This window comes from Aeromonas rivipollensis (assembly GCF_010974825.1).
In the GTDB taxonomy this organism is placed as follows: domain Bacteria; phylum Pseudomonadota; class Gammaproteobacteria; order Enterobacterales; family Aeromonadaceae; genus Aeromonas; species Aeromonas rivipollensis.
This window is the reverse complement of sequence record NZ_JAAILA010000020.1, coordinates 21,521-46,655: the sequence shown is the minus strand read 5'-3', so window position 1 is coordinate 46,655 and position 25,135 is coordinate 21,521. Positions and strand designations below refer to the sequence as shown.

General features: G+C 62.9%; 18 protein-coding genes. 11 read left to right on the top strand and 7 right to left on the bottom strand.

Going from position 1 to position 25,135, the window contains the following annotated elements:
- Positions 1–69: 69 nt before the first annotated feature.
- The 3 genes from G4923_RS13295 to G4923_RS13285 form a co-directional block, all read right to left on the bottom strand.
- On the bottom strand, positions 70–3,822 hold the full coding sequence (locus G4923_RS13295) for an AAA family ATPase (RefSeq protein ID WP_163137353.1): 3,753 nt from the start codon (positions 3,820–3,822) through the stop codon (positions 70–72).
- On the bottom strand, positions 3,819–5,045 hold the full coding sequence (locus G4923_RS13290) for an exonuclease SbcCD subunit D C-terminal domain-containing protein (RefSeq protein ID WP_163137352.1): 1,227 nt from the start codon (positions 5,043–5,045) through the stop codon (positions 3,819–3,821). Before G4923_RS13290 ends, G4923_RS13295 begins: the two co-directional genes overlap by 4 nt.
- Before the next feature lie 107 nt (positions 5,046–5,152).
- Positions 5,153–5,581, bottom strand: a complete 429-nt coding sequence (locus G4923_RS13285; RefSeq protein ID WP_111910028.1) for a GNAT family N-acetyltransferase — start codon at positions 5,579–5,581, stop codon at positions 5,153–5,155.
- A gap of 180 nt (positions 5,582–5,761) precedes the next feature.
- On the opposite strand from G4923_RS13285, the gene rdgC reads away from it, so the two are divergent.
- Positions 5,762–6,673: a recombination-associated protein RdgC gene (rdgC, locus tag G4923_RS13280; RefSeq protein ID WP_106886192.1), complete on the top strand. Its 912-nt coding sequence runs from the start codon at positions 5,762–5,764 to the stop codon at positions 6,671–6,673.
- An 82-nt stretch (positions 6,674–6,755) separates the two neighbouring features.
- Here rdgC and G4923_RS13275 read toward each other — a convergent pair whose 3' ends face one another.
- Entirely contained in the window at positions 6,756–7,370 is a 615-nt protein-coding gene (locus tag G4923_RS13275) for a GDSL-type esterase/lipase family protein (RefSeq protein WP_163137351.1), read from the bottom strand.
- Positions 7,371–7,485: 115 nt separating this feature from the next.
- Between G4923_RS13275 and ggt the strand changes: the two genes are divergently transcribed.
- Positions 7,486–9,267: a gamma-glutamyltransferase gene (gene ggt, locus G4923_RS13270; protein WP_163137350.1), complete on the top strand. Its 1,782-nt coding sequence runs from the start codon at positions 7,486–7,488 to the stop codon at positions 9,265–9,267.
- A 360-nt stretch (positions 9,268–9,627) separates the two neighbouring features.
- The gene (ybaL, locus tag G4923_RS13265; protein ID WP_163137349.1) at positions 9,628–11,259 is read left to right on the top strand and encodes a YbaL family putative K(+) efflux transporter; all 1,632 of its coding nucleotides are present in this window, start codon (positions 9,628–9,630) and stop codon (positions 11,257–11,259) included.
- A gap of 134 nt (positions 11,260–11,393) precedes the next feature.
- On the opposite strand, the gene G4923_RS13260 is transcribed toward ybaL, so the two are convergent.
- On the bottom strand, positions 11,394–12,695 hold the full coding sequence (locus G4923_RS13260) for a sigma-54-dependent transcriptional regulator (RefSeq protein WP_106886188.1): 1,302 nt from the start codon (positions 12,693–12,695) through the stop codon (positions 11,394–11,396).
- Between the two features lie 369 nt (positions 12,696–13,064).
- On the opposite strand from G4923_RS13260, the gene G4923_RS13255 reads away from it, so the two are divergent.
- From G4923_RS13255 to G4923_RS13235, 5 genes are all read left to right on the top strand, one after another.
- Complete coding sequence (locus G4923_RS13255) at positions 13,065–13,643, top strand: hypothetical protein (RefSeq protein WP_234570209.1); 579 nt, start codon at positions 13,065–13,067, stop codon at positions 13,641–13,643.
- 87 nt (positions 13,644–13,730) lie between these two features.
- A complete protein-coding gene (locus G4923_RS13250; protein WP_240455343.1) occupies positions 13,731–14,828 on the top strand; it encodes a hypothetical protein in 1,098 nt (365 codons plus the stop codon).
- A gap of 53 nt (positions 14,829–14,881) precedes the next feature.
- The gene (locus G4923_RS13245) at positions 14,882–15,559 is read left to right on the top strand and encodes a C39 family peptidase (protein ID WP_106886187.1); all 678 of its coding nucleotides are present in this window, start codon (positions 14,882–14,884) and stop codon (positions 15,557–15,559) included.
- A gap of 7 nt (positions 15,560–15,566) precedes the next feature.
- Entirely contained in the window at positions 15,567–16,226 is a 660-nt protein-coding gene (locus G4923_RS13240; RefSeq protein ID WP_163137348.1) for a hypothetical protein, read from the top strand.
- A 62-nt stretch (positions 16,227–16,288) separates the two neighbouring features.
- Positions 16,289–17,482 (top strand): transporter, encoded by a 1,194-nt coding sequence (locus tag G4923_RS13235; RefSeq protein ID WP_163137347.1) that lies wholly within the window; start codon positions 16,289–16,291, stop codon positions 17,480–17,482.
- Positions 17,483–17,945: 463 nt separating this feature from the next.
- On the opposite strand, the gene G4923_RS13230 is transcribed toward G4923_RS13235, so the two are convergent.
- On the bottom strand, positions 17,946–19,223 hold the full coding sequence (locus G4923_RS13230; protein WP_163137346.1) for an NAD(P)/FAD-dependent oxidoreductase: 1,278 nt from the start codon (positions 19,221–19,223) through the stop codon (positions 17,946–17,948).
- Positions 19,224–19,272: 49 nt separating this feature from the next.
- Positions 19,273–19,884, bottom strand: a complete 612-nt coding sequence (gene puuR, locus G4923_RS13225; RefSeq protein ID WP_106886183.1) for an HTH-type transcriptional regulator PuuR — start codon at positions 19,882–19,884, stop codon at positions 19,273–19,275.
- A gap of 309 nt (positions 19,885–20,193) precedes the next feature.
- Here puuR and G4923_RS13220 point away from each other — a divergent pair, with 309 nt between their 5' ends.
- From G4923_RS13220 to G4923_RS13210, 3 genes are all read left to right on the top strand, one after another.
- On the top strand, positions 20,194–21,657 hold the full coding sequence (locus tag G4923_RS13220) for an NAD-dependent succinate-semialdehyde dehydrogenase (protein WP_163137345.1): 1,464 nt from the start codon (positions 20,194–20,196) through the stop codon (positions 21,655–21,657).
- A gap of 232 nt (positions 21,658–21,889) precedes the next feature.
- A complete protein-coding gene (gene gabT, locus G4923_RS13215; RefSeq protein WP_163137344.1) occupies positions 21,890–23,188 on the top strand; it encodes a 4-aminobutyrate--2-oxoglutarate transaminase in 1,299 nt (432 codons plus the stop codon).
- 206 nt (positions 23,189–23,394) lie between these two features.
- Positions 23,395–24,774 (top strand): APC family permease, encoded by a 1,380-nt coding sequence (locus G4923_RS13210; RefSeq protein WP_106886180.1) that lies wholly within the window; start codon positions 23,395–23,397, stop codon positions 24,772–24,774.
- Positions 24,775–25,135 lie beyond the last annotated feature (361 nt).

Sequence of the window (25,135 nt, the reverse complement as noted above, 5' to 3'; positions counted from 1 at the left end):
CCCGGGCGGACAACAGCAACAAAAAGGTTCCGATACCGGAGCCTTTTTGTTATGGCTGAAGCGTCACCCTCAAGGCAATACCACCCGGCTCTCGCCACCGCCGAGGGCTTCGACCCGGATCTGCACGCCGATCCGCTCCACCAGAGTCTGAACATGGGAGATGACCCCGATCTGGCGACCGGCTGCCTGCAGGGAGTCCAGGCTGGAGAGCGCCAGATCCAGGCTGTCCGGATCCAGGGTGCCGAACCCCTCGTCGATGAACAGCGATTCGACCTGGGTCTGGCGGGAAGAGAGGCTGGATAGGGCCAGCGCCAGCGCCAGCGACACCAGGAAGCTCTCGCCGCCGGAGAGGGAGTCCACAGACCTCACCTCGTCCCCCATGTCCAGATCCACCACTTGCAGCGCCAGATCCGTGCCGGGCACCCGCTCCAGCCGATAGCGCGGCGACAGCTCGCCAAGCTGGGCATTGGCCTCCAACAATAGACGTTCGAGCGTGAGGCTCTGGGCGAAGGTGCGCAGCTTGGCGCCGCTGGCGGAGCCGATAAGCTCGGACAGTTGCAGCCAGTGATCCGCCACCGCCTGCTGGGCGGTCAGCGCCTCCTGCAGGCTCCCCGCCTTCAGCGCCGCCGCCTCGGCCTGAGCCAGGGTGCTCTTGCACTGGAACAGCTGCTCTTCCAGCTCGCCGCAGCGGGCCTCGCAGGCCCCCAGACGCTCGGCAAGGGCATCGGCCGTGAGGGCGGCCAGCTCCCCATGATGCTCCCGATAGCGCGCCAGCTTGGCCTCCTCCTGAGCCAGCGCCCGCTGACGCTCGGTCAGCCGGGTGCGGGCCTCGGCCAGGGCATCGTCCAGACGCTGCAAGGCGCTGCGGCGAAGCCTGAGCTCCTCCGGCGTGATGGCCAACAGCCGACGCAGATCATATTCGGCGATGCCGAGGGTGCCGGCATGGGCCGCCCAGCGCCCCAACGCCTCGCGGCGACGACGGCTGCTCACCTGCCTGTCCTGCTCGAGATGGGTCAACCTGGCCTTGAGCTCGGTCTGCTTCTCCCGGGCGACCCGCAGCGCGGTCACCGCCTCCTCGAGCTGACTGGCCGCCAGTTGCAGCCGCTGCTGCCACTCCTGCTCGACCAGGGCGATGGCACGGCCTCCGAGGCAGGCTTCCCGGCTGGCGAGCAACCCCTGACGCTGCTGCTCATGATCCTTGTAGTCGCGCTCCAGCTTGTGCAGCAGCTCGTTCTGGCTCTGTACCCGCGCCTCCTGGGCGCTCAGGGCCGGGGTCAGAGTGGCCAGCTCACCCCCTAGCTGCTCCCATTCGCTCTGTCCGCGCAGATACTCCTCGCAGGTCTGCTGCCACTCCTGCCATTGTCGGCTGCCAAGCCACTGGCGCCAGGGCTCGGCCCCCATCTGTTCATCGAGACGGGCCTCCCCCAGTGCCAGGCGTTGGCGCAGTGACGCCTCCTGCTCGGCCAGCGCCTTCAGCTCGGCCTCCCACTCAATCTTCTGCCGCTCGGCTTCCTGCCACTGCTGCTCAAACTGCTGATGGCGGGCGGTCAGCTCGGTCAGCTGGCTGCGCAGCCCCAGCAGCCTCTGCTGCCCCTGCTGGGCCTGCTGCAGTCGTCGCTGCCCGGCCACGAGATCCGACTCCAGAGCCTCCCCCTGCGCCAGCAGGCGAGCCAGCAGCTCGGTCCACTGCGCCGGGCTTTGCCGCAAGGGCAGCCCCTGCCCCAGCAGGGCATCCCCTCCCAGTTGCAGCCAGCGCTGGACCATCTGCTCGGAGCGCGCCTCCAGCTCGGGTTGATGCTGCTGACGGGCGACCAGCTGACGCGCCAGCTCGACCCGCTCGCTCTCCCCCTGAATATGCTGATGGTTGAGCTGCTCCCACTCCAGATCCAGCTGGCGGACACGCTCGGCCAGTTGCGCCAGTATGCCGGCCACCTGGGGCTGGCTCCGGGTGTAGGGATGCTCCTCGGCGCCGCAGAGCGGGCAGGGCGTGCCATCGCTCAACACGTGGCGATACTGCTCGAAGCTGGCCACGGCGCGGGCCTGCTCCAGGGCATGGCGCGCCTCGCCGCGCTGGGTGGCGAGCCGCGCCAGCGCCGGAGCCAGCTCCTCATGCTGGGCCTTCAGCCGGGCAAGATGCTGCTCGAGCAGCGCCATCTCCTGCTGCAACCGCTCCTGCTGTTCGCTGTGGTTGCGGCCCGCCTGGGCCAGCTCCAGCAGTTGGCGAATCCGGGCCAGTTGCTCGGTCTGGGCCTGACGCTGCTCCTGCGCTCTGGCGACTTCGGCGTCCCACTCCTGCGCCTGCAGCTCATCGTGCAGCTGTTGCAATCGGGTGCGCTCCTGCTGCCAGTAGTCGCGCTCCTGCTGCCCCTGCTCCAGCCGGCTGGCAAGATCCTTCAGGGCATGGCCCTTGTGCTCACGGCTTTGCAGCACCCGTTGCAACAACTCCCTGTCCGCCGCCCAGTCCTGGATGGCCGCCAGCAAAGGCTGCCACTGGCGCGCCAGCGGGGCCAGGGCCTTGCGCTCCTCGAGCCAGAGAGCCCACTGCTGACGGCGCACCGTCAGGGCCTCGACCCGACTCGCCTGCTGCTGCCACTCCTGCTGCAGCGCCAGTTGCAGGGCCCGTGCCTGGGTCCCCTGCTGCCGGGTCTCCTGCAACTGCTGGCCCTTCTCCTTGAGCCGGGTATCGAGCTCCTGCGCCCGCTTGAGCTCGGGTTGCAGGGCGCCCCACTCCCGCTCGGCGGCAATCTTGTCGGCCAGCAGTTGCTGCTCGCGCAGCGCGGCCTGCTGCAACACAGGTTCAACCTGCTCCAGCTGGGGGGCAAGCTGGCCTATCTGCAGCTCCTGCTGCTGCACCTCCAGGGTGAGGCGGGCGAGTTCGTCGTGATCGGCGCGGGCCACCTGAGCCTGTTCGGCGCGGGCAAACTCTTCCCGCCCGGACGCTGCCTCGCCGTGGGCCGCCTCGGCGGCGGCCAGCGCCTCCTGCCCCTCCCGGCAGGCCTGCAACTGGGCGGCAATCCGTCCGTTGAGATCCCGCAAGTCCTGCAACAGCTGACGCTGCTGCTGTTCGTGCTTGAGGCTGGTGGAGAGGCTCAGCTGCCGGGCGACCCAGTGCTCGCGCGTCTCGTCGTCCATCAGGGCCACATCGCCGAGCCGCTGCTGTATGGTCGCCAGCGTCTGCTGCTCGGCCCGCGCCCGCTCATGGGTCTGGATGGAGATGGCGGAGTAGAGCTCGGTGCCCGTCATCCGCTCGAGCAGGGCGGAGCGCTCATCGGCGCTCGACTTGAGGAAGGCGGCGAACTCCCCTTGCGGCAGTATCACGGCGCGGCGGAACTGCTCCCAGGAGAGGCCCACCAGCTCGTCGATGCGATCCTGCAGCTCCCGCTTGCTGCCGGAGAAAACTTGCCCCGACTCGACGTCGGTCAGGCTGCGCTCCTGGGCCTGAAAGCGCCCTTCCGAGCGATTGCGGGCCCGCCGCACCGCCCAGCGCGCCAGCCAGATGCGGCCGTCACAGCCGCGGAACTGCACCTCGGCATAGCCGCTGGCGTGGCCGCGGCTGAGAATGCCGCGCACGTCGTTGGCCTTGAGCTTCTCCTCGTCATCCGCCCTGCCCACTTCGGCCACGTGCTTGCGATTGGCGATAAAGCGCGGCATCTCGTCATAGAGGGCGAGGCAGATGGCGTCGAGCAATGTGCTCTTGCCCGCGCCTGTGTTGCCCGTGATGGCAAAGAGCCCGGCAGCCCCCAAAGTGCCACCTGCGAAGTCGATGGTGAAAGCGCCGGTCAGGCTGGCCAGGTTTTCCCCTGCAAGAGACAAGATTTTCATGTGTTGGATTCCTTGACCTGCTCCAGGATCTCTTCAAACGACGCCACCAATTCGGCCGCCGGCTCCCCCTCGAACTGCCGCTGATAGCAGAGGCGGAACACCTCTGTGGGGGATAGCTCATCCAGCCTGCGCCGCTCGCGGCCATCGGCCAGCCCCTCCCCCGAGCCTTGATACTGGGTGCTGATGCGGGCCAGACGCACCGGCTTGCCCGCCATGGCCGCCAGAATGCGCTCGCGGATGCGGGCCTCGGGCTTGGGCAGCAGCAGCCGCACCTCGAGGAAGGGTTGTGCCTCCTGGGGACAGTCGGGCAGGGAGAGCGCCTCTATGGCGGTGAGCGCCTCCTCGAGTGTGCTCTGGGGCAGGCGGATCATCTCCACCGCACGGGGCACAGGGATCCGCTCCAGCCCCGCCAACTTGCCCCCCTCAAACCTGACCTCCAGCACCTGATGGTTGTAGTTGGCCTCGGCGAGGGAGAGCGGCAGCGGCGAGCCGCTGTAGTGCACCCCCTCGGCCGGGCTCTGGGCCAGATGGAGGTGGCCAAGGGCGGTGTAGTCGGCGGTGGCGAAGATGTCGGCGGGCAGGGCATGCTGATTGCCGCCGAGCACCCGCCGCTCGGAAAGCTCGGAGAGCTGGCCCGCAGCCAGGTAGGCGTGGCCCATGGCGATGAGCGCCTGGCCGGGCTCGCAGCGCGCACGGCCTTGCGCCAGCACTTCCTGGTAGATCTGGCGAACCCCTTCGATCAGCCGATCCTGCCCCTCTTCGAGCGGCTCCACCCGTAGGTCGCTGCTGCGAAGAAACGGCACGGCGGCGCACCAGGCGGCGACCTTGCCCTCCCTGTCTTGCAGTGGCACCAGCAGGCGATCGATTTCGAGCCTGCCCTCCCCGTCCCGGCTGATGCTGCCCACCAGATGCAGGTCGAAGGCCCGCAGCAGCTCGTGGGGGGCGTCCAGCTTGGAGGGAGAGTCGTGGTTGCCACCGATCAGCACCATGTTGAGGCGGGGCATCTCGGCGCGCAGCCTGGCCAGGAAGCGATAGAGCTGCTGCCAGGCGCTGGCGGGAGGATTGGCGGTATCGAACAGATCCCCTGCTACCAGCAGGGCGTCGATCTGCCGCGTCTTGATGGTGTCGGTCAGCCAGTCGAGAAAGGCATCGTGTTCGAAGCGGCGCTCATGACCATGGAGTTGATGGCCAAGATGCCAGTCGGCAGTGTGCAGGATCTTCATGAAAAGCGGCTCGAGAGATAAGAGGGGGGGTGCCAGTGGTACCCGATGAGGACAAGATGAGGATACGCCCCTCTTTTTTCAAGCAAAACAGGCCGGTGACGTCAGATTCAGACGGCTTGGAAATGCATCTGGTACTGGGGATGACCGGTCAGGGGATCCGAGACCTCACCCCCTATCCTGAACCCGTGGCGGCGATAGAAGCGCACCGCCGGCTCGTTCTCCACGAAGACCCGGGTATGGAGCGCCCCCTCTTGCTGCTTGGCCTCCTGCAGCAGGGCATGACCGACCCCGCGCCCCTGGCGGTCGGGTCGCACGAAGAGGGCGGCCAGGTAGTCATCCACCAGGGCCATGAAACCGAGCAGCTCCCCGCGCTCTTCAAACACCCAGATGCGGGCGTGGTCGAGGTAGCGGGTACGCAGCTCCTCCTGAGCCTGCCACCAGCAGGAAGCGTCAACGAAATCATGAGCCTGCAAGGATGCCAGCAGCCAGATCTCGACGATCTCTTCCATGTCTTCCGGCCGGCTCGCTCTCAACATATTCGCATCCTTGTTAACAATTTGAACACTCGCAGTCTAGGGGAGTTCGATGACAAGACGGGCGGTCAAGATGAGGCCATGTGAAGTCGATCGCCCTTTATTTAGCGAGAATGATTGGCTGATCACAAAGCGCCTCTCTAGTACAATGCCCGCCGGACAATCTATGAGACCGAGGACGCCATGTGGTTTAAAAACCTGCAGATTTATCGCTTTACCCGCCCCTTTGACCTGACCGTGGATCAGCTGGAAACCCAGCTCGAGGCCTGTGCCTTCACCCCGTGCGGCAGTCAGGACATCTCCCGGTTCGGGTGGGTCAAGCCCCTCGGTAAATTCGGCTCCACCCTGACTCACAGCGCCTCTGGCCACATCCTGCTCTGCGCCCGCAAGGAAGAGAAAATGCTGCCGGGCACGGTGGTCAAGGAGATGCTGGCGGAGAAGGTCGAAGCGATCGAATTCGAGCAGGGCCGCGCCCTCAAGAAGAAGGAGAAGGAGGCGCTGAAGGAGGAGATCATGCATACCCTGCTGCCCCGAGCCTTCAGCCGCACCAGCCAGACCTTCGCCTGGATCAATCCGGCCGACAACCTGATGGTGGTGGACGCCGGCTCCGCCAAGAAGGCGGACGATCTGCTGGCGCTGCTGCGCAAGAGCATAGGTACCCTGCCCGTGGTGCCGGTGGCCCTCAAGAACCCGCCCGAAATCACCATGACCGAGTGGCTGAACGAGGGCAATCTGCCCGCCAGCTTCACCCTGGAAGACGAGGCCGAGCTGCGCAGTGCCATGGAACACGGCGGCATCATCCGCTGCAAGCAGCAGGATCTGATGAGCGACGAGATCAAGAATCACCTGGCCAACGACAAGCTGGTGACCAAGCTGGCCCTGAACTGGGGCGAGACCCTGAGCTTCGTGCTGGGGGACGATCTCTCCATCAAGCGCCTGAAATTCAGCGAAGAGCTGCGCGAGCAGAACGACGACGTCACCAGCGAGGATCCCGCCGCCCGCCTGGATGCGGACTTTGCCCTGGTGACAGCCGAGCTGGCCCAGTTCATCCCGGCGCTGTTTGCCGCCCTGGGTGGCGAAGAGCAGTCCCTCTAAGTTGTCCCTTGCCTGTAAAAAAACCGCCTCGGCGGTTTTTTTTGATCCCGGGCGGCCCGCCGACGCGGCAGGAGCATCGGCCTCATAGAGCGCCGCGGGCCTGCAAAAGCCGGTGAAGCCGCTCGGCCAGGGCGCCATATCCCTGCGCGTTGAAGTGCACGGCGTCGGACTTGAGCCCGGGAGTGCGCAGCAGCTCGCCAATGCTGTCGTTGTCCAGCACCAGTCCGTACTGCTGTGCCAGCTCCCCGTAGAGGGGCGCACCATCGGCAAACAGGGACTTGCGAGGCACGGCCACCAGCAGCACCTGGGCGCCGCTGCCCTGCGCCGCCTCTATCATGGCGGCGAGATTGGCCTTGAGCGCCACCTCCCCGCTGCCGCGCAGCATGTCATTGCCTCCCTCCAACAAGATCACCAGGGCGGGCCTGTGCTCGGCCAGCAGCGCCGGCAAGCGGGCCCTGCCCGCCTGACTCAACTCCCCCGACACCCCGCCATTGATGACGGGGTGGCCGCTCAAGCTCGCCAGTACGCTGGGGTAGCTCTGTGCCGGACTGACTCCGCGCCCCTCGGTCAGGCTGTCACCAAAGGCCAGTATGGTCTCCCCCGCCGCCAGGGGTCTGAACCCCGGCTCGCCACAGGCGGTCAGCAGCAGGCAGAGCAGCCCCGTCACGCAACGCCTCACCAGTCCCTCCTTGTGCATCCTGGGCCCCTCCTTGATATTTTTGTAACCATATGAGTATAAAGACAATCTTTCAATCGGGCTCCAACTGTGCCACATTTCGATGACTGTACAAGAAACCGACAAGGAGCCTGTCATGTCCCTCAAACCCCTCGCCCTGCTGGTGGCCTTCGGCCTGCTCACCGGCTGCGCCCCCCAGAGCGCCTTTCATTATGTTCCCCCTCCCCAGACCCTGACAGCCCCCGAGGCGGCCAGCGGCTGGACTGACAAGCCGGGCTGGCAGGGGCGCGACTTCATGGTGGCCGCGGCCAACCCGCTGGCGGTGGATGCGGGCTACCAGATCGTCAAGGCGGGAGGCAGCGCCGTCGATGCGGCCATCGCCGTCCAGCTGGTACTGACCCTGGTGGAGCCGCAATCTTCCGGGATCGGCGGCGGCTCCCTCATGCTGGTGTGGGATGGCAAGCAGGTGGCGGCCGTGGATGGCCGGGAGACGGCACCGGCGGCAGCCACGGATCAGCTGTTCATGAAGGATGGCAAGCCGATGGCGTTCTATGACGGCGTGGTGGGCGGTCGCTCGGTCGGCGCCCCCGGCACTGTACGCGCCCTGGCGCTGGCCCACGCCCGCTATGGCAAGCTGCCCTGGGCCAGCCTGTTCGAGCCCGCCATCACGCTCGCCGAGCAGGGTTTCATCATCAGCCCTCGTCTGGCCACCCTGCTCGCCAAGGATCCCTATCTGGCCAAAGACCCCGAGGCCAGGGCCTACTTCTATCAGGCGGATGGCAGCCCCAAGGCGGCGGGCACCCGGCTCACCAACCCCGCCCTGGCCAAGGTACTGCGCACCCTGGCAAGCGAGGGGCCCGACGCCTTCTATCGCGGCCCGCTGGCGGATGCAATGGTGGCCAAAGTCCATGCCCATCCCACCAACCCCGGGGTGCTGAGCGCCGCGGATCTGGCCAGCTACAGCGCCAGGCTGCGGGACGGCCTCTGCTTTGACTATCGCCAGAGCGAGGTGTGCGGCTTCCCGACCCCCTCCTCGGGCACCCTGGCCCTCGGCCAGATCTTCGGCATGCTGGAGAGCCGTGACATGGCGGCCCTCAGGCCGGTGCAAGGGGCGGACGGCCGGCTGGCCGCCTCAAGCGAGGCAATCCACCTTTACAGCGAGGCGGCGCGCCTCGCCTTCGCCGACCGCAACCAGTATGTGGCGGACGGAGACTTCGTCGCCGTGCCGGTGCGCGGCATGCTGGACAAGGACTATCTCGCCGAGCGGGGCCGGCTCATCGGCGCCAAGTCCATGGGCGTCGCCCAACCGGGCACGCCGCCACTGGCGCTGGCCCGTGGTCAGGATGCCACCCCCGAGCTACCCTCCACCAGCCACGTCTCCATAGTGGATGGGGGCGGCATGGCGGTCTCCATGACCAGCTCCATCGAGGACGGCTTCGGCTCCCGGCTGATGGTCAACGGCTACCTGCTCAACAACCAGCTCACCGATTTTTCCTTCACCTCGGTGGATGCCGCCGGTCTGCCGGTGGCCAACCGGGTGGAGCCCGGCAAGCGCCCGCGCTCCTCCATGTCGCCCCTGCTGGTATTCGACAAGCAGAGCAAGCAGCTGGATATGAGCCTGGGCTCCCCCGGTGGCTCGGCCATCATCAACTACGTGGGCAAGGCGCTGCTCGGCACCCAGGACTGGGGGATGAACCTGCAGCAGGCCATCAACCTGCCCAACTTCGGCAGCCGCAACGGCCCCACCGAGCTGGAGCAGGGACGCACGCCCGAGTCCGTTATCCAGGGGCTCAAGGCCAGGGGGCACGAGATAATGCTCAGCGAGCAGACCTCGGGCTTGCAGGGAGTGCAACGCAATGCCGGTGGCTGGTTTGGCGCCGCAGACCCGAGGCGGGAGGGGGTTGCCAGGGGCGAGTGAACCCTGGCGCGCATCAACGGAGGCGGCCCGGAGGCCGCCTCAATCATCTGGGCTCCCCGGCGAGCCAAAACCCATCAAGGATTGATTACTCCTGCCAATATTTACCGGGAAAGACTTTTTAACCACTCACAAAACAATGGTTTATATGTGTTTAATGTCAAATTAGATCTGAAACTTGGATAAGTGTTGCTCGAGCAATAAAAATACATTATTTTTCAATGGAAACGGCATCTGTTGCCCCCAAGATATTGTGCTTGATGCGGCCAACTTCTGTCTCTTTCGCCCCCTGCTCATTGACAGCTGCCCTCTTCGCCTCCTGGTGATCTGGTAGCCCCTGACTGCCATTAGCGAGGTGACGACATGGACCACTCACTCCCCCTTATCACAACCCTGGTTGGCGGCTTCGTGCTCGCCTATCTCTTTGGCATGCTGGCGCAACGTCTGCGCATCTCCCCCATGGTGGGTTATCTGGCGGCCGGGGTCGTGTGCGGCCCATTCACCCCCGGCTATGTGGCCGATTTGAGACTCGCCCCCGAATTGGCGGAGATCGGCGTCATTCTGTTGATGTTTGGCGTCGGCCTGCACTTCTCCCTGAAGGATCTGCTCTCGGTCAAACACATCGCCATCCCGGGCGCCATAGTGCAGATCACCCTGGCGACCCTGCTCGGGCTCGGTCTCTCCCAGTTGCTCGGCTGGAGCATCACCGCCGGCCTGGTGTTCGGGCTGGCACTCTCCACCGCCAGCACAGTGGTGCTGCTGCGGGCGCTGGAGAGCCGGGGGCAGCTGGATACCAAGGAGGGGCGCATCGCCATCGGCTGGCTCATCGTCGAGGATCTGGTGATGGTGCTGGCCCTGGTGCTGCTCCCCATACTGGCGAACCTGCAGACCGGAGGCGAGACCCTGACCCTGTCCCATGTACTCCGGGATCTGGGCTTCACCCTGGCCAAGGTGGCCGCCTTCATCGCACTGATGACCATAGGGGGCCGCCGCCTCATTCCCTGGATGCTGGCCCGCACCGCCGCCACCGGCTCCCGCGAACTCTTTACCCTGGCCGTGCTCTCCTGCTCCCTGGGCATCGCCTTCGGGGCGGTCAAGCTGTTCGGGGTCTCCTTCGCCCTCGGCGCCTTCTTCGCCGGGGTAGTGATGAACAGCTCCCACCTCAGCCACAAGGCTGCCAACGATACCCTGCCACTGCAGGATGCCTTCGCCGTGCTCTTCTTCGTCTCTGTGGGCATGCTGTTTGACCCCACCATCTTGCTGCGCGAACCGCTGGCAGTGCTGGCAACCATCTTTGTCATCGTCATCGGCAAATCGGTGGCGGCCTTCGCCATAGTGCGCCTGTTTGGCCACAGCGTGCGCACGGCACTGACCATCTCGGCCAGCCTGGCCCAGGTGGGGGAGTTCTCCTTCATCCTGATGGGGCTGGGTGCCATGCTCGGTCTGGTGCCCGATGTGGCACGCGATCTGGTGCTGGTGGGCGCCTGCTTCTCCATCATGCTCAATCCGCTGGTGTTCAACCAGGTCGAGCGCTGGCTAAGAAGCAAGCCTGAGCCCCGGGTCGAGCCCGGTACTTCCCTCTGTCCCCTGCAGGGTCATGTGGTGGTGGTCGGGGCCGACGCCATCGGCAGCCATTTGATTCGGCAGTTGCATGAGCAAGGAAGGGAGATGGTGGTGATAGATCCGGATGAGCAGTTGCTGGAACCCTGGCGCGCTCAGGGGATCCGCTGTCTCGCAGGCCACCCCATCCAGAACGACCTGCTCTCGGTGGCGCTCCCCGATGCCAGCTGGTTGCTCATCACCCTGGATGACAGCCTGCTGGCCGGAGAAATTGCCGCGAGAGCCCGTGAGCAGGGAGACCTGCTGCGCATTGCCGCCTGTGGTCACCAGGCGGAAGAGGTGCATCACCTGCTGATCCGCGGTGCCCATCAGGTGGTCCAAAGTGAAGAGGAAGCGGCGCGCCGTCTGTGCCAGCTGGCAACGCACGCCCCCTGACGGCGACATACCCCCTAGCGCATCTGCCGCCAAACCGGTTTGTGCACATTTGCACCAATAAAAACCCGGGCCTGTTGCCCGGGCTTGGCACTGAACGGCAGGGGCAAAGGCCGCCATGCCCGCAATGACAGGAACTACAGCAGATCGTGCTTGTCCAGCAGCCGGTAGAGGGTGGCGCGCGAGATGTCCAGGGTGCGCGCCACCTCCTCCAGCTGGTCAGGGAAACGGGCCAGCGTCCGTTGCAGCGCCTGGCGCTCTGCCGCCTCACGCACGGCCTTGAGCGAGCCATCGAGCAACAGGGAGTCCATGTTGGTCAGCTCCATGTCATCGGCCTCGATGAAGGGGCCAGAACTCATGACGGCTGCCCGCTGCACCCGGTTGCGCAGCTCCCTGACATTGCCAGGCCAGCCATAGGACTGCATGGCCTGACGCGCCTTGTGGGTAAAACTCAGCATCCGCCCTCCCCGCACTTCTGCCAGTATATCGTCGGCAAGCAGCTGGATGTCCTCCGCCCGTTCGCACAAGGCAGGGGTGCGCAACCGCACCACGTTGAGCCGATAGTAGAGGTCCATGCGAAATCCACCGCTGGCCACCGCCTGCTCCACATCGATATTGGTGGCGGCGATGACCCTTACGTCCACATTCCGAGTCAGATGACTGCCCACGGCCTCTATGCTCTGCTCCTGCAAGAAGCGCAGCAGGGTCGCCTGGTCCTCCAGTGGCAACTCCCCGATCTCGTCGAGGAACAGGGTGCCGCCATCGGCCGCTTCAATCTTGCCTATCTTGCGGCTCTGGGCACCGGTGAAGGCGCCCTTGACGTGGCCGAACAGCTCGGACTGGATCAGCTGATGGGGCATGGCGCCGCAGTTGACGGCCACAAAGGGACTGTCTTCGCCGAAGGTGCTGTAGTGCAACTCACGAGCCACCAGCTCCTTGCCGGTTCCGCTGGGCCCGGTCACCAGCACGGGCAGGCGACAATGTTGCAGCCGCATGATCTGCTCGCGCAACTGGCGAATGGCGCTGCTCTCACCCTGGATGAAGCGCAGCTGAGCCGGCATCTTGGGGCGATGGCGCCGGATGAGCTGCGCCATTCCCAACGCATGACCCAGGCTGTGGGAGAGTCTTTCCTGATCGAGCGGGAAGGTGTGGAAATCATGGAAACAGGCTGCAAGCAGGTTGCGCAGGGCCTCGCTGGCCAGGCAATCACGCTCGATCAGGCCAATCCACAGGCTGCTGGAGTGTTGGCCAATCAGGGAATACAAGGCGTCATGCTGATCCGGCTTGATGGCCACCAGCACCAGGGGATAAGTCTTTTCCTGCAATTTCTGTTCTGCCACCGCCAGGGAACTTGCCTGCTCCACTTGCCATTCGCTTTTTATCAGCAGGCTTTCCAGCACGGCACATGAGTTGATAAGTAACAATGCCGTTTCTGTCATAGGGAAAACTCCTTGTTATAGCCTCTGCATGAGAGAGTCTGACCATTGCTCTTTGAGGCTCACTCTTTCATCTGGCAAGGGCATAGCGATCATCAAATGACGCCAACTCAAGGTAACCAGACGATGATAACTATAAACCATCCCGCATTTAGACTGATGACACCACAATAATGAGACAGCAAAATTAACGGTGAGAAACAATAAAGTCATTGATAAACAATATGTTGATGGATCATATAAAAGTTCATTATCAAAACTGAGACTTAAACACAAATAGCTCAAACACAAAAACAATATATATCAATAAGTTACTAACTGGCACATTCATTGCTCTCTCTAATAAGCCCTCCTGGCATATGGAGACAGAGCATGAAAACATATATTGCACTGGCAATTATTTCCCTTTCCGCATTCGCACAGCAGTCACAAGCAGAGAATCGTGTTGATCTCGGCTCGCAAGCGCTCAGCAATATTCGTGGCGCCATGGGTGTCAATATGGTTGCCGGTAATAACAACCAGCAGGGCAACCTCGCCGCCATAGCGCTATCAGGGCCGGCCATCGTTCAATTTAGCCAGCAGAATCAATCCACTACCAATCTCAATGGCAACCAGAGCGTGGCCATTCTGGGCTCGGCGCTGAGCCAGAGTCAGGGGCTGGTCGGGATCAATCAGGGCGCAGGTGAAGCCAACCAGCAGCTCAATGCCTTCGCCTTGTCGCTGGATGACAGCGGCATCGGCGTGGTGACCGACATCAACCTCAGCACCAGTGTTGCAAAAACACCTTCAGGCAAGGTGCCTCCCAACACAACCACCAGTATCTACCTGGATGACAACGCCCTGACGGGCAGTAAAGGCGTCATTCAGGTGAACCAGGTCACGGGACAGGGAAACCAGGCAGTCAACATGGTCTCCCTGCCTCTGGCTGGCGCAGTAACGACATCCCCATGATGTCGCAGGGATCGGAAGCCGAGTCCGGGGGCGTAGGTTCAGCCGATGGGCAAATCTTCCACAGAAAGTTCAATGGAGAGACTCATTATGCGTGGACTTATTTATAGCTCATTAGCCGCTGCGGTTGTCATGGCCATGTCGGGCACCGCCTCCGCCGATTACCGCGGTGACAGGGATGAGACAGGGGCAACCTTGACCAAGAAGGTCAAGGCAGAGGTCGATGTAGAGTACGAAGGCACTGTCCGTGTCGGCGGCTACATCAATGTCAACAAACTCGGCATGGCGGTGGTGGACAACCAGCAATCCAGCTCCATGATCGGCACTGGTAACACAAGAACGGAGAACACGAGCAAGATTGACGGCTCGTTCGAGGGTGCATCCGGTAACGTCGGCGCCAACGTAGCAGCCGGTGATTCCAACGTACAAGGCAACAGCGCTTCCCTGGCAGCCTATGACGAAGTCGATGCCGAGTTCATCATGGGCCGCGGCCAACAACAAGGCATGCCTGGTGGATCTTCGGATGCCGAGATCTTCTCCACCCAAAGTGCCAGCCAAAACTGGACTACCAACCACGGTCATCAGAACAAGGCCGGGATCGGCGATGGGGCATTCAAGGATGCCGCGGGCAACATAGGTGCCAACGTGACGTCTGGCTCGGGTAACGTTCAGGCCAACAACATGGCGGCCTCGGTGTCCACCGGCAACATGGCCGTGGCCACAGTGGCAAACAGCCAGAGCGTGTCCAAGAACATGACCGAGAACAAGAGTCTGAGCGCCACCAGAACCGTGGACTACAACCCCATCTTCCTCAAGCTCAAAGCCGAGGGTGAGTACGAAGGGACGAGCAAGCAGACCAACAACGTCTATCCGGAAATCTGGAAAGATGGTGATCATCCCAATGGCGGCAGTCTCTGGGGCCACATCGACTATGACAATCAGGATGATGATGGCAGCAAGGACTCCAAGTTCAAGTTCGAGGAAGAGGGTGATATCAAGCTCAGTGGCTATGCAACTGGCTTCATTCCCGTGGTCAATACCTACACCAGCCGCGAAACCTTCAACCGGGCAACCATCGATGGCGGCGCCTTCAACGGTGCCGTGGGCAACATCGGGGTGAACGTGTCGTCGGGCACCAACAACCTGCAAGCGAACAACCTCTCGCTGGCCGCAGGTTTTGCCAAGTAATGCACTTCAGAGGGGGCCTTTGCGCCCCCTTTTTTCAGGACATGGAGGTCTCAATGCGCTGGCTACTGCTGTTGTTATTCTGCCCTGCTGCCTGGTCGGCCAATATGCCATTGGGAGAACATCTCCCGGCACTGGGGGATCTCAACAAACCGGTACAGAGCATTCTGGAGCGCCGTTATGCCAATATCGAGCGCCAACATACTGATTTCAGCTGTGGGGCTGCCGCCGTCGCAACCATACTGCGCTACTCCTACGGCCATGTAACGAATGAACGCTGGGTGATGGATGGCATGCTGGCCATGGCAGACCCGGCACAGGTCAAACACTATGGCTTCTCCATGCTCGACATGAAGCAATATTTGCAAATGCTCGGCATGCGCGTCAGAGGGTATCGCCTGGGAGATGAAAAATTGCGGCAGGTGAGAGTACCCACCATAGTGCTGCTCAATATTCGCGGCTATCAGCACTTTGCCGTGCTGCGTGCCATCGATCGCCACGACCGTGTCTATCTGGCAGATCCGGCCCTCGGAAATCGTGTCATTACGTTCCAGGAATTCAAGGAAAGCTGGAACGGCATACTGCTCGCCGTTATTGGTGCCGGTTATCGCCCGGATGCGCCTCTGGCCAATCCTTCTCCTCCACTCTCAGCCAGAGGAAAAGATGGGCTGTTCGCCCCCGTCAATGAAACATCCTTGCTGGAATTTGGTTTTCAGCACAAAGAGCTAATGTGAGGTCATCATGAATACCCGACCCGCTATATGCCTCATCTGCAGTCTGGGTGGCTTTGCCTGCCCACTGCTGGCCGATTCGGATCCTCTGGCACTGCTGTCAGACCATTTTGCTCCTGAACTGGCCGATGGAGAGCTGGCCCATTTACGCGGTCGCTATGTCAGTACCCACGGGATCAGCTATTTCGGCATCGAGTTCATTTCAACCCTGACGACAGCTCAGGCCCAGCAAACTGCCGCCATGAACCTGGCACTGAGCGTGGTGCAAAATAAACCCAAACTGGATGTACGCATCAAGGATGAGGTCAAGACAGTAACAACGACGCCTTCGAGTGCTCCCGTACAAGGCGCTGGCCTGGTGCAGGTCGTGCAGTTGGAGGGGAGCGGCAACAGCTCGGTGAACCAGGCGGGTATTACACTGACGGCCCCCGAAATGACGGGGCAGATCGTCTCCGCGGGCAACTACGAGCATCAGGGGAACCTTGGTACTGCCAGTTACCGCGTTTCAGGCAATTATGCCGGGCTGCAACTAAACTCGTCCGATGGACGAGTCCGATTGGAACAGAGTCTGAGAGGAACCGATTTCAGTCGGGGTCTGCTGCAACTCAATAGAGTCAGGGGTGACGGTTTGCAGACGCTCAATCAGACCAGGATCTGGCTTTCTCGCTGAGAACAGATGAATCCCATGGACTGAACTATAAAAAGGATAATAAACAACAAGGACGTATCTCGATGAAACAGTCTACCGTGCTGTTGATTGCACTGACCCCTTTCGCCTGCTGGGGCGCGACCGCAGAGGAAGAGGCCCTACAACAACAGCTTGATCAGCTGCGTCAGCAATTGATCCAGCAAAATCAGGCACTCCATCAGCTACAGGCCCGCCTGGAGGCCGTCAAGGCCACCGGTGCGACCGCGGTCGCCGCAGAAGGGGCTGTCGCCGCGGCCCCCTCCCAACCTGACCCGGCTCGCCGGGCCCCCGAAGTCGGTCGCAGTACCGAAGACCTGATGATCGAGCAGCACAACGTATTCGATCGTGCGTTGACCCTCGATTTTGGCCTCTCTTATCAGCACTACAATCGCAAGGATCTCGCCCTGCGCGGTTTTCTTGCCCTGGACGCCATCTTCCTTGGCGAAATCAATCTCGACAGAGTCCGCTCCGATCAATGGACGGCAGACCTGGTGACCCGTTACACCCTCAATGATCGCTGGCAGCTGGAACTGGCCGTGCCCTATATGTACCGCAACACCAACTACCAGAGCACCGGCAAGGAGAACTCCAGCCGTGAGTTTGAGGAGCAGACCGTCAGCGATGGCGGGCTCGGCGATCTCAGCCTCGCCATCTACTACAGAGTCCTGGCCGAGGATGAAGATTGGCCGGATCTGGTCTGGAACCTGCGGGCCAAGGCGCCGACCGGCAAGGATCCCTACGGGATAGAGATCATTACCTCGGAGTCCGGCAACCTGATGGTCCCCAAGGATCTCGCCACCGGCAACGGGCTCTGGCAGTTGTCCACCGGCTTCTCCCTGGTCAAGACCATGGACCCCGCCATACTGTTCGCCAACCTCAACTATGGCCACAGCCTCAAGCAAGACTTTGACGATGTCTCCTACCAGCCCGGCGATCAGCCAGGCAGCATCCAGCTCGGTGACTGGTATGAATATGGATTGGGGGTCGCGTTTGCACTGAACGAGCGCTTCAGCCTCTCCTTCAACATCAACCAGCGCATCACCCTTGAATCCAGCCAGGGAGCAGAAGGCTTTGACATGGAGAAGGTCACCGGCTCAGATGCCAACGCTGCCAGCTTCGGGATGGGGTCAACCTGGGCCATCACGGACAAGCTCTCCATGGCGGTCAACTGGTCGGCAGGGCTCACCACGGATGCGCCCGACTACAGCATAGGGCTGCGCTTCCCCTACAGATTCTGAGACCGGCGAGTCGATGCAGCCTGAGCGGGCTGATGATGGCGCCACACCATTGAAGCTGATCCAGGTTGTTCACCCAGAACAGAGGGAGGCATGACGCCTCCCTCTGTCGTTTCATCTGCCTCCTGGCTGCCAGCGACCACCTGCGAGCAGCCGCTTCCCCGTGAAAAGAAGTGCCTGCGGCGCCCTCGTACTCAACGCACATCCACCCAACAGGGAGCATCTTCCCCCTATTCGGCCGCCGAATAACCAGAAGCTCATGCCCTTCACAATTCGGCCGTCATGACGTCATAGTGCGATCATCGTTTATGAGCGACCCCAGTTTTTCTTGCAGGGTAGACGGCACCTCTGCGGTACAGGGGATGACTTGCCACTCCACCCGTATTCGGCCGCCGAATCACCAGAAGCTTATGTCCTTCACCATTCGGCCGTCATGACACCATAACGCGAACGGCGTTTATGGGCGTCACACCCCCAGCCTGTCTCGCAGGGTATACCAGGCGGCCCCAGCGGCGGTGAAGGGGATGCGGAACAGACGCCCGCCCGGGAAGGGGTAGTGTGGTAGCTTGGCGAAGGCGTCGAAGCGCTCCGCCTGGCCACTCAGCACTTCCGAAAGCAGCTTGCCCGCCAGATGGGTACAGGTCACGCCGTGGCCGCTGTAACCCTGCATGTAGTAGATGTTGTGACCGATACGGCCAAACTGCGGCAGGCGCGACAGGGTCAAGAGGAAGTTGCCGGTCCAGGTGTACTCCACCTTGACGTCCGCCAGCTGGGGGAAGGTCTTCTGCATCTTGGGGATGATCAGCCGCTCTATGTCTGCCGGATCCCGCGCCCCATAGACAACGCCGCCGCCATAGATCAGCCGGTGATCACCTGTGGTTCTGTAGTAGTCGAGCAGGTAGTTGCAATCTTCCAGGCAGTAGTTCTGCGGCAGCAGGGCGCGGGCCCGCTCCTCCCCCAGCACCTCGGTGGCGATGACTTGCGTGCCGCACGGCATACTCTTGCTCGCCAGCTCAGGCACCAGGTTGCCGAGATAGGCGTTGCCAGCTACCACCACGAAGCGCGCCTTCACCGCCCCCTTGGCCGTCTTCACCAGGGCAATCTGGCCCGGAGTGATGCTGGTGACGGCGGATTGCTCGAAGATGCGACCACCCAGGGTGCGGATGGCTTCCGCCTCCCCCAGCGCCAGGTTGAGGGGGTGGATATGGCCGCCGCGCTTGTCCAGCAGGGCGCCGATGTAGCGATCGCTGGCCACCACCTCGCGCACCCCTTCGGCATCGAGCAGCTCCAGCTGATCGTTGCCCCACTTCTGCCAGCGGGCATGCTGTGCCTTGAGTTCGTGGAGCTGCTTCTGGGTCTCGGCGGCAAAGACACCGCCCTGCTGCAGATCGCACTGGATGTTGTAGCGCTGGATCCGCTCGCGGATGATGTCTCCCCCCTCAAACAACATGGAGCCGAGCAGCCTGGCCTGATCCGGCGGGCAGTTCGCTTCTATGGTGTCGATGTCACGGCTGTAGGAGTTGACTATCTGGCCGCCGTTGCGGCCGCTGGCGCCAAACCCCACCCTGGCCGCCTCCAGCACCACCACCTTGTAGCCCTTCTCCACCAGGTGCAGGGCGCTGGAGAGGCCGGTATACCCGGCCCCTATGACGCAGACGTCGCACTCAAGCTGCTCGGTGAGCATCGGGTAGGGGGCGTGCTGGTTGGCACTGGCTGCGTAGTAACTCTTTACATGTTCGGTCATGATCCCTGCTTCCTTACCGGTTCGTTTCCAATATTCGCGCTGTTCAATGTCAAAAGCTGGCGGGGGTGTGGGCGCTGACGATGCGGCAGACCTGCCCCGACGGATTGCTGAAGCTGTGGGGCTCACCGGTGTCGATCACATAGCTGTCCCCGGCGCACAGCTGATAGGTCTGCCCGGCCAGGCTCAGCACGACAGAGCCCTCCAGCACTGTACCCACCTCCTCCCCCAGATGCTTGACCTGCCCCCCGGTGTCCGTGCCTGGGGCATAGGTCTCCAGCATGAAGCCGAGCTGGCGACGATTGTTGCCGTTGTGCACCAGCTTCATGGAGACCCCCTGGCTGCCCAGCTCGATGAGCTGCTCCGCCCTGATCACCACGCTCGGCGCCCGCGCCTCCTCCTCGGCGAAGAAGCGGGAGAGCGGCAGCTCGTAGACGCTGAGCAGCTTCTGCAACGAGGCGACCGAGGGGCTCACCTTGTTCTGCTCTATCATGCAGATGGCGCCGTGAGTCAGGCCGCTCAGCTCGGCGGCCCGGCGCTGGGAGAGCCCGAGGCGACGGCGCAGGAGGGCGAGCCGCTCCCCCATGGTTTTATCCATCCCTTTGTCAGACAAGGGGTTATCCGTCATGGTCTGCCACTGGACCTCACCTTGTGGTTGCTGCATCCCCACCTCCTTGTATGGCCATTCGAATACCTTGTGGCGGTTGGTTAAAATAATGCGTCAATCCCGGCACTCTGTTCGCTATCCTGCACAGCCGAGAGCGTTCATTATTTTGCACACCTCACCAAATGAGAAACGCTAGAATCGTCCTGAGAGCCCCATTTCTAGCATGCGCCGCACCATTCACTCAAATATATTTAACACTTGAAAAACATTTAGGCTCACTTTATGGTCGTTACGTGCTTATTATTCTATACGGTGGCACCACGGGATGAGTTGGCCACCCAGACCCACAATCGAGGCTTCCTATCTATGTCAGCATCACAACCCGCACTCTCCCTGATCAAGTCCCTTGCCTATATAGATGGCCGCTGGTGCGAGGCCCATGGCGGACAAAGTTTCGAGGTCCTGAACCCGGCGACCGGCCAGCTCATCACCCAGGTACCCGACATGGACGAGTCGGACACCCGGCTCGCCATCGCGGCGGCTCACAGTGCCCAGCCCGCCTGGGCCTCCCTCACCGCCAAGGAGCGCGGCAGCAGGCTCCACGCCTGGTTCGAACTCATCATGGCCAACCAGGATGAACTCGCCCGCATCATGACCTGCGAGCAGGGCAAGCCGCTCGCCGAGGCCAAGGGCGAGGTAGCCTACGGTGCCAGTTTCATCCAGTGGTTCGCGGAAGAGGGCAAGCGCGCCTATGGCCGCACCATTCCCGGTTTCTCCGGCGACCGGCGCCTGGCCACCATCAAGCAGCCGGTGGGCGTGGTGGCCGCCATCACCCCCTGGAACTTCCCCATCGCCATGATCACCCGCAAGGCGGGACCTGCACTCGCCGCCGGTTGCACCATAGTCATCAAGCCCGCCGCCGAGACGCCCCTGTGCGCGCTGGCGCTGGCAGCCCTGGCCGAGCAGGCGGGCATTCCCGCCGGGGTCATCAACATAGTCACCTCCCATCAGGCCTCGGTCGTGGGCGACGAGCTGTGCCGCAACCCCAAGGTGCGCAAGCTCTCCTTCACCGGCTCCACCCGCATCGGCAAGCTGCTGATGCGCCAGTGCGCCGACACCATGAAGCGGCTCTCTCTGGAGCTGGGTGGCAACGCCCCCTTCATCGTGTTTGACGATGCCGACCTCGACGCCGCCGTGGCCGGGGCGCTCGCCTCCAAATACCGCAACGCCGGCCAGACCTGCGTCTGCGCCAACCGCATCCTGGTGCAGGCCAGCGTCCATGACGCCTTCGCCGAGAAGCTGGCCGCCGCGGTGCGCGCCTTCAAGGTGGGTGATGGCATGGGTGATGGCACCCAGATCGGCCCCCTCATCAATGCCGCCGCCGCCGACAAGGTCGCCTCCCTGGTCAGCCAGGCCGAGGCCGCCGGTGCCAGCGTGCTGGTGGGGGGGCAAGCCCACCCCGCCGGCCCGCTCTTCTACCACCCCACCATCCTGACCGGCGTGACCCGGGACAACCCCATACTGCAGGAGGAGATCTTCGGCCCCGTCGCCCCCCTGGTGCGCTTCGAGACCGAGGCCGAGGCCATCGCCATCGCCAACGACACCCCTTATGGCCTGGCCGCCTACTTCTATGGCCGCGACATTGCCCGGGTGTGGCGGGTGGCCGAGCAGCTGGAATACGGCATGGTGGGCATCAACGAGGGGATCATCTCAACCGAGCTGGCGCCCTTTGGCGGCATCAAGGAGTCAGGACTGGGTCGGGAAGGGGCGGCAGAGGGGCTGGAGGAGTACCTCGAGACCAAATACCTCTGCTTTGGCGGCATCCGTTGATGCCCATGCCCCTCAGAGGCATCGCTGAAAAAGATGCCTCTAACACCAGTCCATCGTTTTTATAGATAGACATGGGCGCCAGCTCGGCCTCACGAGAGCCTCGACGGCGCCCTGGGGTACGCCACCCGCGCCCCGCACCAGACATGCCGCCCTGCCAGATGGCAGTGCGCGGTTCAATCGATGAGCAGATTGCACAGGAATATCAGGGGCCCATGCCCCTCAGGGAGGAAAGATGAGTCAGTCAGAACAGCATTCAAACCAGGCGTGGCAAGCGCGCCGTGAAGCGGCCGTAGTCCAGGGCGTCGGCACCCTGCTGCCGGTCTTCATCGACCGGGCGAAAAACGCCGAGCTGTGGGACGTGGAGGGCAACCGCTACATCGACTTTGCCTCCGGCATCGCCGTGCTCAACACCGGCCACAACCACCCCAAGGTGGTCGCCGCCGTGCGCGAGCAGCTCGAGAAGTTCAGCCACACCTGCTTCCAGGTCACCCCCTACCCCGGCTACATCGAGCTGGCCGAGAAGCTGAACGCCCTGGTGCCGGGCCCGACCCCCAAGCGTACCCTCTTCCTCTCCACCGGCGCCGAGGCGGTGGAGAACGCCATCAAGATAGCCCGCGCCCACACCGGCCGCAGCGGCACCATCGCCTTCAAGGGCGGCTTCCACGGCCGCACCATGATGGGGATGGCCCTCACCGGCAAGGTGGTGCCCTACAAGACCGGCTTCGGCCCCTTCCCGGGGGAGGTCTATCACCTCCCCTTCCCGGCCGACTACCTGGGGGTGAGCGAGGCCGATGCCCTGGCGGCGCTGGATCTCTGCTTCAGCGCTGACATAGAGCCGGCCCGGGTGGCGGCCATCATCATAGAGCCGGTGCAGGGCGAAGGGGGCTTCTATGTGGCCAGCCCAAGCTTCCTGCAGAGCCTGCGCAAGATCTGCGATCAACACGGCATCCTGCTCATCTGCGACGAGATCCAGACCGGATTCTGTCGCACCGGCAAGACCTTCGCCACCGAATACAGCGGCGTCGAGCCGGACATCATGACCCTGGCGAAAAGCTTGGCGGGGGGCTTCCCGCTCTCCGCTGTGGTGGGCAAAGCTGAGATCATGAACGCCGCCAAGCCCGGTGGTCTGGGCGGCACCTACGCCGGCTCCCCCATCGCCTGCGCCGCCGCCCTGGCGGTGCTGGAGGTGATCGAGGAGGAGAAGCTCAACCAACGAGCCCTGGCCCAGGGGGAGCAGATCAAGGCGCGCCTGCACCGGTTGGCACAGGACGTCGACTGCATCGGCGACATCCGTGGCCCCGGCGCCATGGTGGCCATGGAGCTGGTCAAGGAGGGTGACGCCAGCCGCCCCGACCCCGACCTCACCAAGCGCCTGGTGGCCGAGGCCGGCAAACGCGGCCTGGTGCTGCTGGCCTGCGGCGTGCGAGCCAACGTGATCCGCTTCCTGGCGCCGCTGACCGCCTCGCCGGCCATCGTCGACGAGGGATTAACCCTGCTCGAACAGGCGCTGGCAGCCGCCAGTCAGGGTTAGTGCCCGCGTTTCTCGCTGGCACGAACAATATCGTCAGATAACGACAGGCCGTCCATCGCGGATGGCCTGCTTATACGGTATCATCTCGCCCCCAAAAATGATGGCAGGAGCACTTGGCTCCCTCAGTGACCAGTCACCCTGTCATGGGGCCCTATCCCTGCCCGGCAGGCGGGCCCTTCACCACTGCATTCTTAGGAGACGGCCCCATGGCCCCACGCCCTGCGCGACTGAAACAAACCCTGACCCTGTGGCAAGTGGTCGTGATGGGCCTGGCCTACATGACCCCCATGGTGGTGTTCGATACCTTCGGCATCGTCACCGACATCACCCAGGGTCATGTCACCACCGCCTACCTGCTGGCCCTGGTCGGGGTGCTCTTCACCGCCTCCAGCTACAGCAAGATGGTGCGTCACTACCCGATCGCGGGCTCGGCCTACACCTATGCCCAGCGGGAGTTCTCCCCCGTGGTGGGCTTCATGGTGGGCTGGTCCTCCCTGCTCGACTACATCTTCCTGCCGATGATCAACATGCTGCTGGCCAAGATCTATCTGAGCGCCCTCTTCCCCGGCGTCGAGCCCTGGATCTTCATCCTCGGCATGACGGTGCTGATGACCGCCATCAACCTGCGCGGCATCGATCTGGTGGCTAACCTCAACGGCCTCATCATCTTCATCCAGGTGGCCATCATGCTGGTCTTCCTCGGCCTGATCGCTCATGGGGTCTACCAGGGGGAAGGGGTCGGCACCCTCAGCCTGCAGCCCATCTACAGCAGCAGCACAGAGATCTTGCCGCTGCTGACCGGGGCCACCATCCTCTGCTTCTCCTTCCTCGGCTTCGACAGCCTGAGCGCCCTCTCCGAGGAGACCCCGGAGGCCGGCAAGGTGATCCCCAAAGCCATCATCCTGACCGCCCTGCTTGGCGGCCTCATCTTCGTGGTGGTGGCCTATGCCCTGCAGCTCTACTTCCCGGATGCCTCCCGCTTCAAGGCGCCGGACGCCGTGCTGCCGGAGATCGCCCTCTATGTCGGCGGCAAGCTGTTCCAGAGCGTGGTGCTGGTCTGCGCCTGCGTGGCGGTGCTGGCCTCGGGGCTCTCCTCTCACGCCGGGGTCTCCCGCATCCTCTACGTGATGGGACGGGACAAGGTGCTGCCCCAGCGCACCTTCGGCTATATCCATCCCAAGTGGCGCACCCCTGTGTTCAACATACTGCTGGTGGGCCTGCTGGCCTTGTCGGCCATCAGCTTCGATCTGGAGATCGCCCTGGCGCTGATCAACTTCGGCGCTCTGGTGGCCTTCACCGTGGTCAACCTGTCGGTGATCTCCTGCTACTACCTGCGTCAGGGGCGCAACAAAACCTGGCAGGATCGCCTGCAGTACCTGGTGCTGCCCCTGCTCGGAGCCGGGACTGTGGCCATACTCTGGCTCAACCTGGAGCAGACCTCCCTGATGCTGGGGCTGATCTGGGCCGCCATCGGCGGAATTTACCTGTTTTTGCGCACCACCGTCTGGCGCGTCTCGCTGCCGAGCCAACCGGCGCAAAGCCTTGCCAGCAGCGGGCTGGCCCCACTGCCGTCCACACCGGAATAGACGCGGTTTTTTGATGTAAACCCTGTCCTTGTGCATTCTCTTGCCGGGAATGCCGATCCTGGCTTGTCATCCCCCCCCATCTGGGGCAAAATGCGCGCCGATTTGAATAACCGATGTGATCCTCACATCGGTTATTTTTCATTTTGAAAACAAGTGTCTACTTCGAGGCCGGAAGCATTCCGGAAATGATATCTAGGTTCAGATGGACCTAATGCCGCAATGAGGAAAAACATGGGGCTCTTATTGGCTTTGTCTCCGGTTGTCGCCGGAACCTGCTTTGGTCGCCGCGCGACCAACGTCTGTGGTTTGCATACCGATCCGCTGCGGATGCGAGAAACCAGTCCCATGGCCTCACGCCATT

What these genes read in the sequence shown, in the direction of transcription:
- G4923_RS13210 (WP_106886180.1), top strand. Translation starts at nt 23,395, where the DNA reads ATGGCCCCACGCCCTGCGCGACTGAAACAAACCCTGACCCTGTGGCAA.
- ybaL (WP_163137349.1), top strand. Translation starts at nt 9,628, where the DNA reads ATGGACCACTCACTCCCCCTTATCACAACCCTGGTTGGCGGCTTCGTG.
- G4923_RS13220 (WP_163137345.1), top strand. Translation starts at nt 20,194, where the DNA reads ATGTCAGCATCACAACCCGCACTCTCCCTGATCAAGTCCCTTGCCTAT.
- G4923_RS13235 (WP_163137347.1), top strand. Translation starts at nt 16,289, where the DNA reads ATGAAACAGTCTACCGTGCTGTTGATTGCACTGACCCCTTTCGCCTGC.
- G4923_RS13250 (WP_240455343.1), top strand. Translation starts at nt 13,731, where the DNA reads ATGCGTGGACTTATTTATAGCTCATTAGCCGCTGCGGTTGTCATGGCC.
- G4923_RS13295 (WP_163137353.1), bottom strand. Translation starts at nt 3,822, where the DNA reads ATGAAAATCTTGTCTCTTGCAGGGGAAAACCTGGCCAGCCTGACCGGC.
- G4923_RS13255 (WP_234570209.1), top strand. Translation starts at nt 13,065, where the DNA reads ATGAAAACATATATTGCACTGGCAATTATTTCCCTTTCCGCATTCGCA.
- G4923_RS13230 (WP_163137346.1), bottom strand. Translation starts at nt 19,223, where the DNA reads ATGACCGAACATGTAAAGAGTTACTACGCAGCCAGTGCCAACCAGCAC.
- G4923_RS13275 (WP_163137351.1), bottom strand. Translation starts at nt 7,370, where the DNA reads ATGCACAAGGAGGGACTGGTGAGGCGTTGCGTGACGGGGCTGCTCTGC.
- G4923_RS13285 (WP_111910028.1), bottom strand. Translation starts at nt 5,581, where the DNA reads ATGTTGAGAGCGAGCCGGCCGGAAGACATGGAAGAGATCGTCGAGATC.
- gabT (WP_163137344.1), top strand. Translation starts at nt 21,890, where the DNA reads ATGAGTCAGTCAGAACAGCATTCAAACCAGGCGTGGCAAGCGCGCCGT.
- ggt (WP_163137350.1), top strand. Translation starts at nt 7,486, where the DNA reads ATGTCCCTCAAACCCCTCGCCCTGCTGGTGGCCTTCGGCCTGCTCACC.
- G4923_RS13240 (WP_163137348.1), top strand. Translation starts at nt 15,567, where the DNA reads ATGAATACCCGACCCGCTATATGCCTCATCTGCAGTCTGGGTGGCTTT.
- G4923_RS13260 (WP_106886188.1), bottom strand. Translation starts at nt 12,695, where the DNA reads ATGACAGAAACGGCATTGTTACTTATCAACTCATGTGCCGTGCTGGAA.
- puuR (WP_106886183.1), bottom strand. Translation starts at nt 19,884, where the DNA reads ATGCAGCAACCACAAGGTGAGGTCCAGTGGCAGACCATGACGGATAAC.
- G4923_RS13290 (WP_163137352.1), bottom strand. Translation starts at nt 5,045, where the DNA reads ATGAAGATCCTGCACACTGCCGACTGGCATCTTGGCCATCAACTCCAT.
- G4923_RS13245 (WP_106886187.1), top strand. Translation starts at nt 14,882, where the DNA reads ATGCGCTGGCTACTGCTGTTGTTATTCTGCCCTGCTGCCTGGTCGGCC.
- rdgC (WP_106886192.1), top strand. Translation starts at nt 5,762, where the DNA reads ATGTGGTTTAAAAACCTGCAGATTTATCGCTTTACCCGCCCCTTTGAC.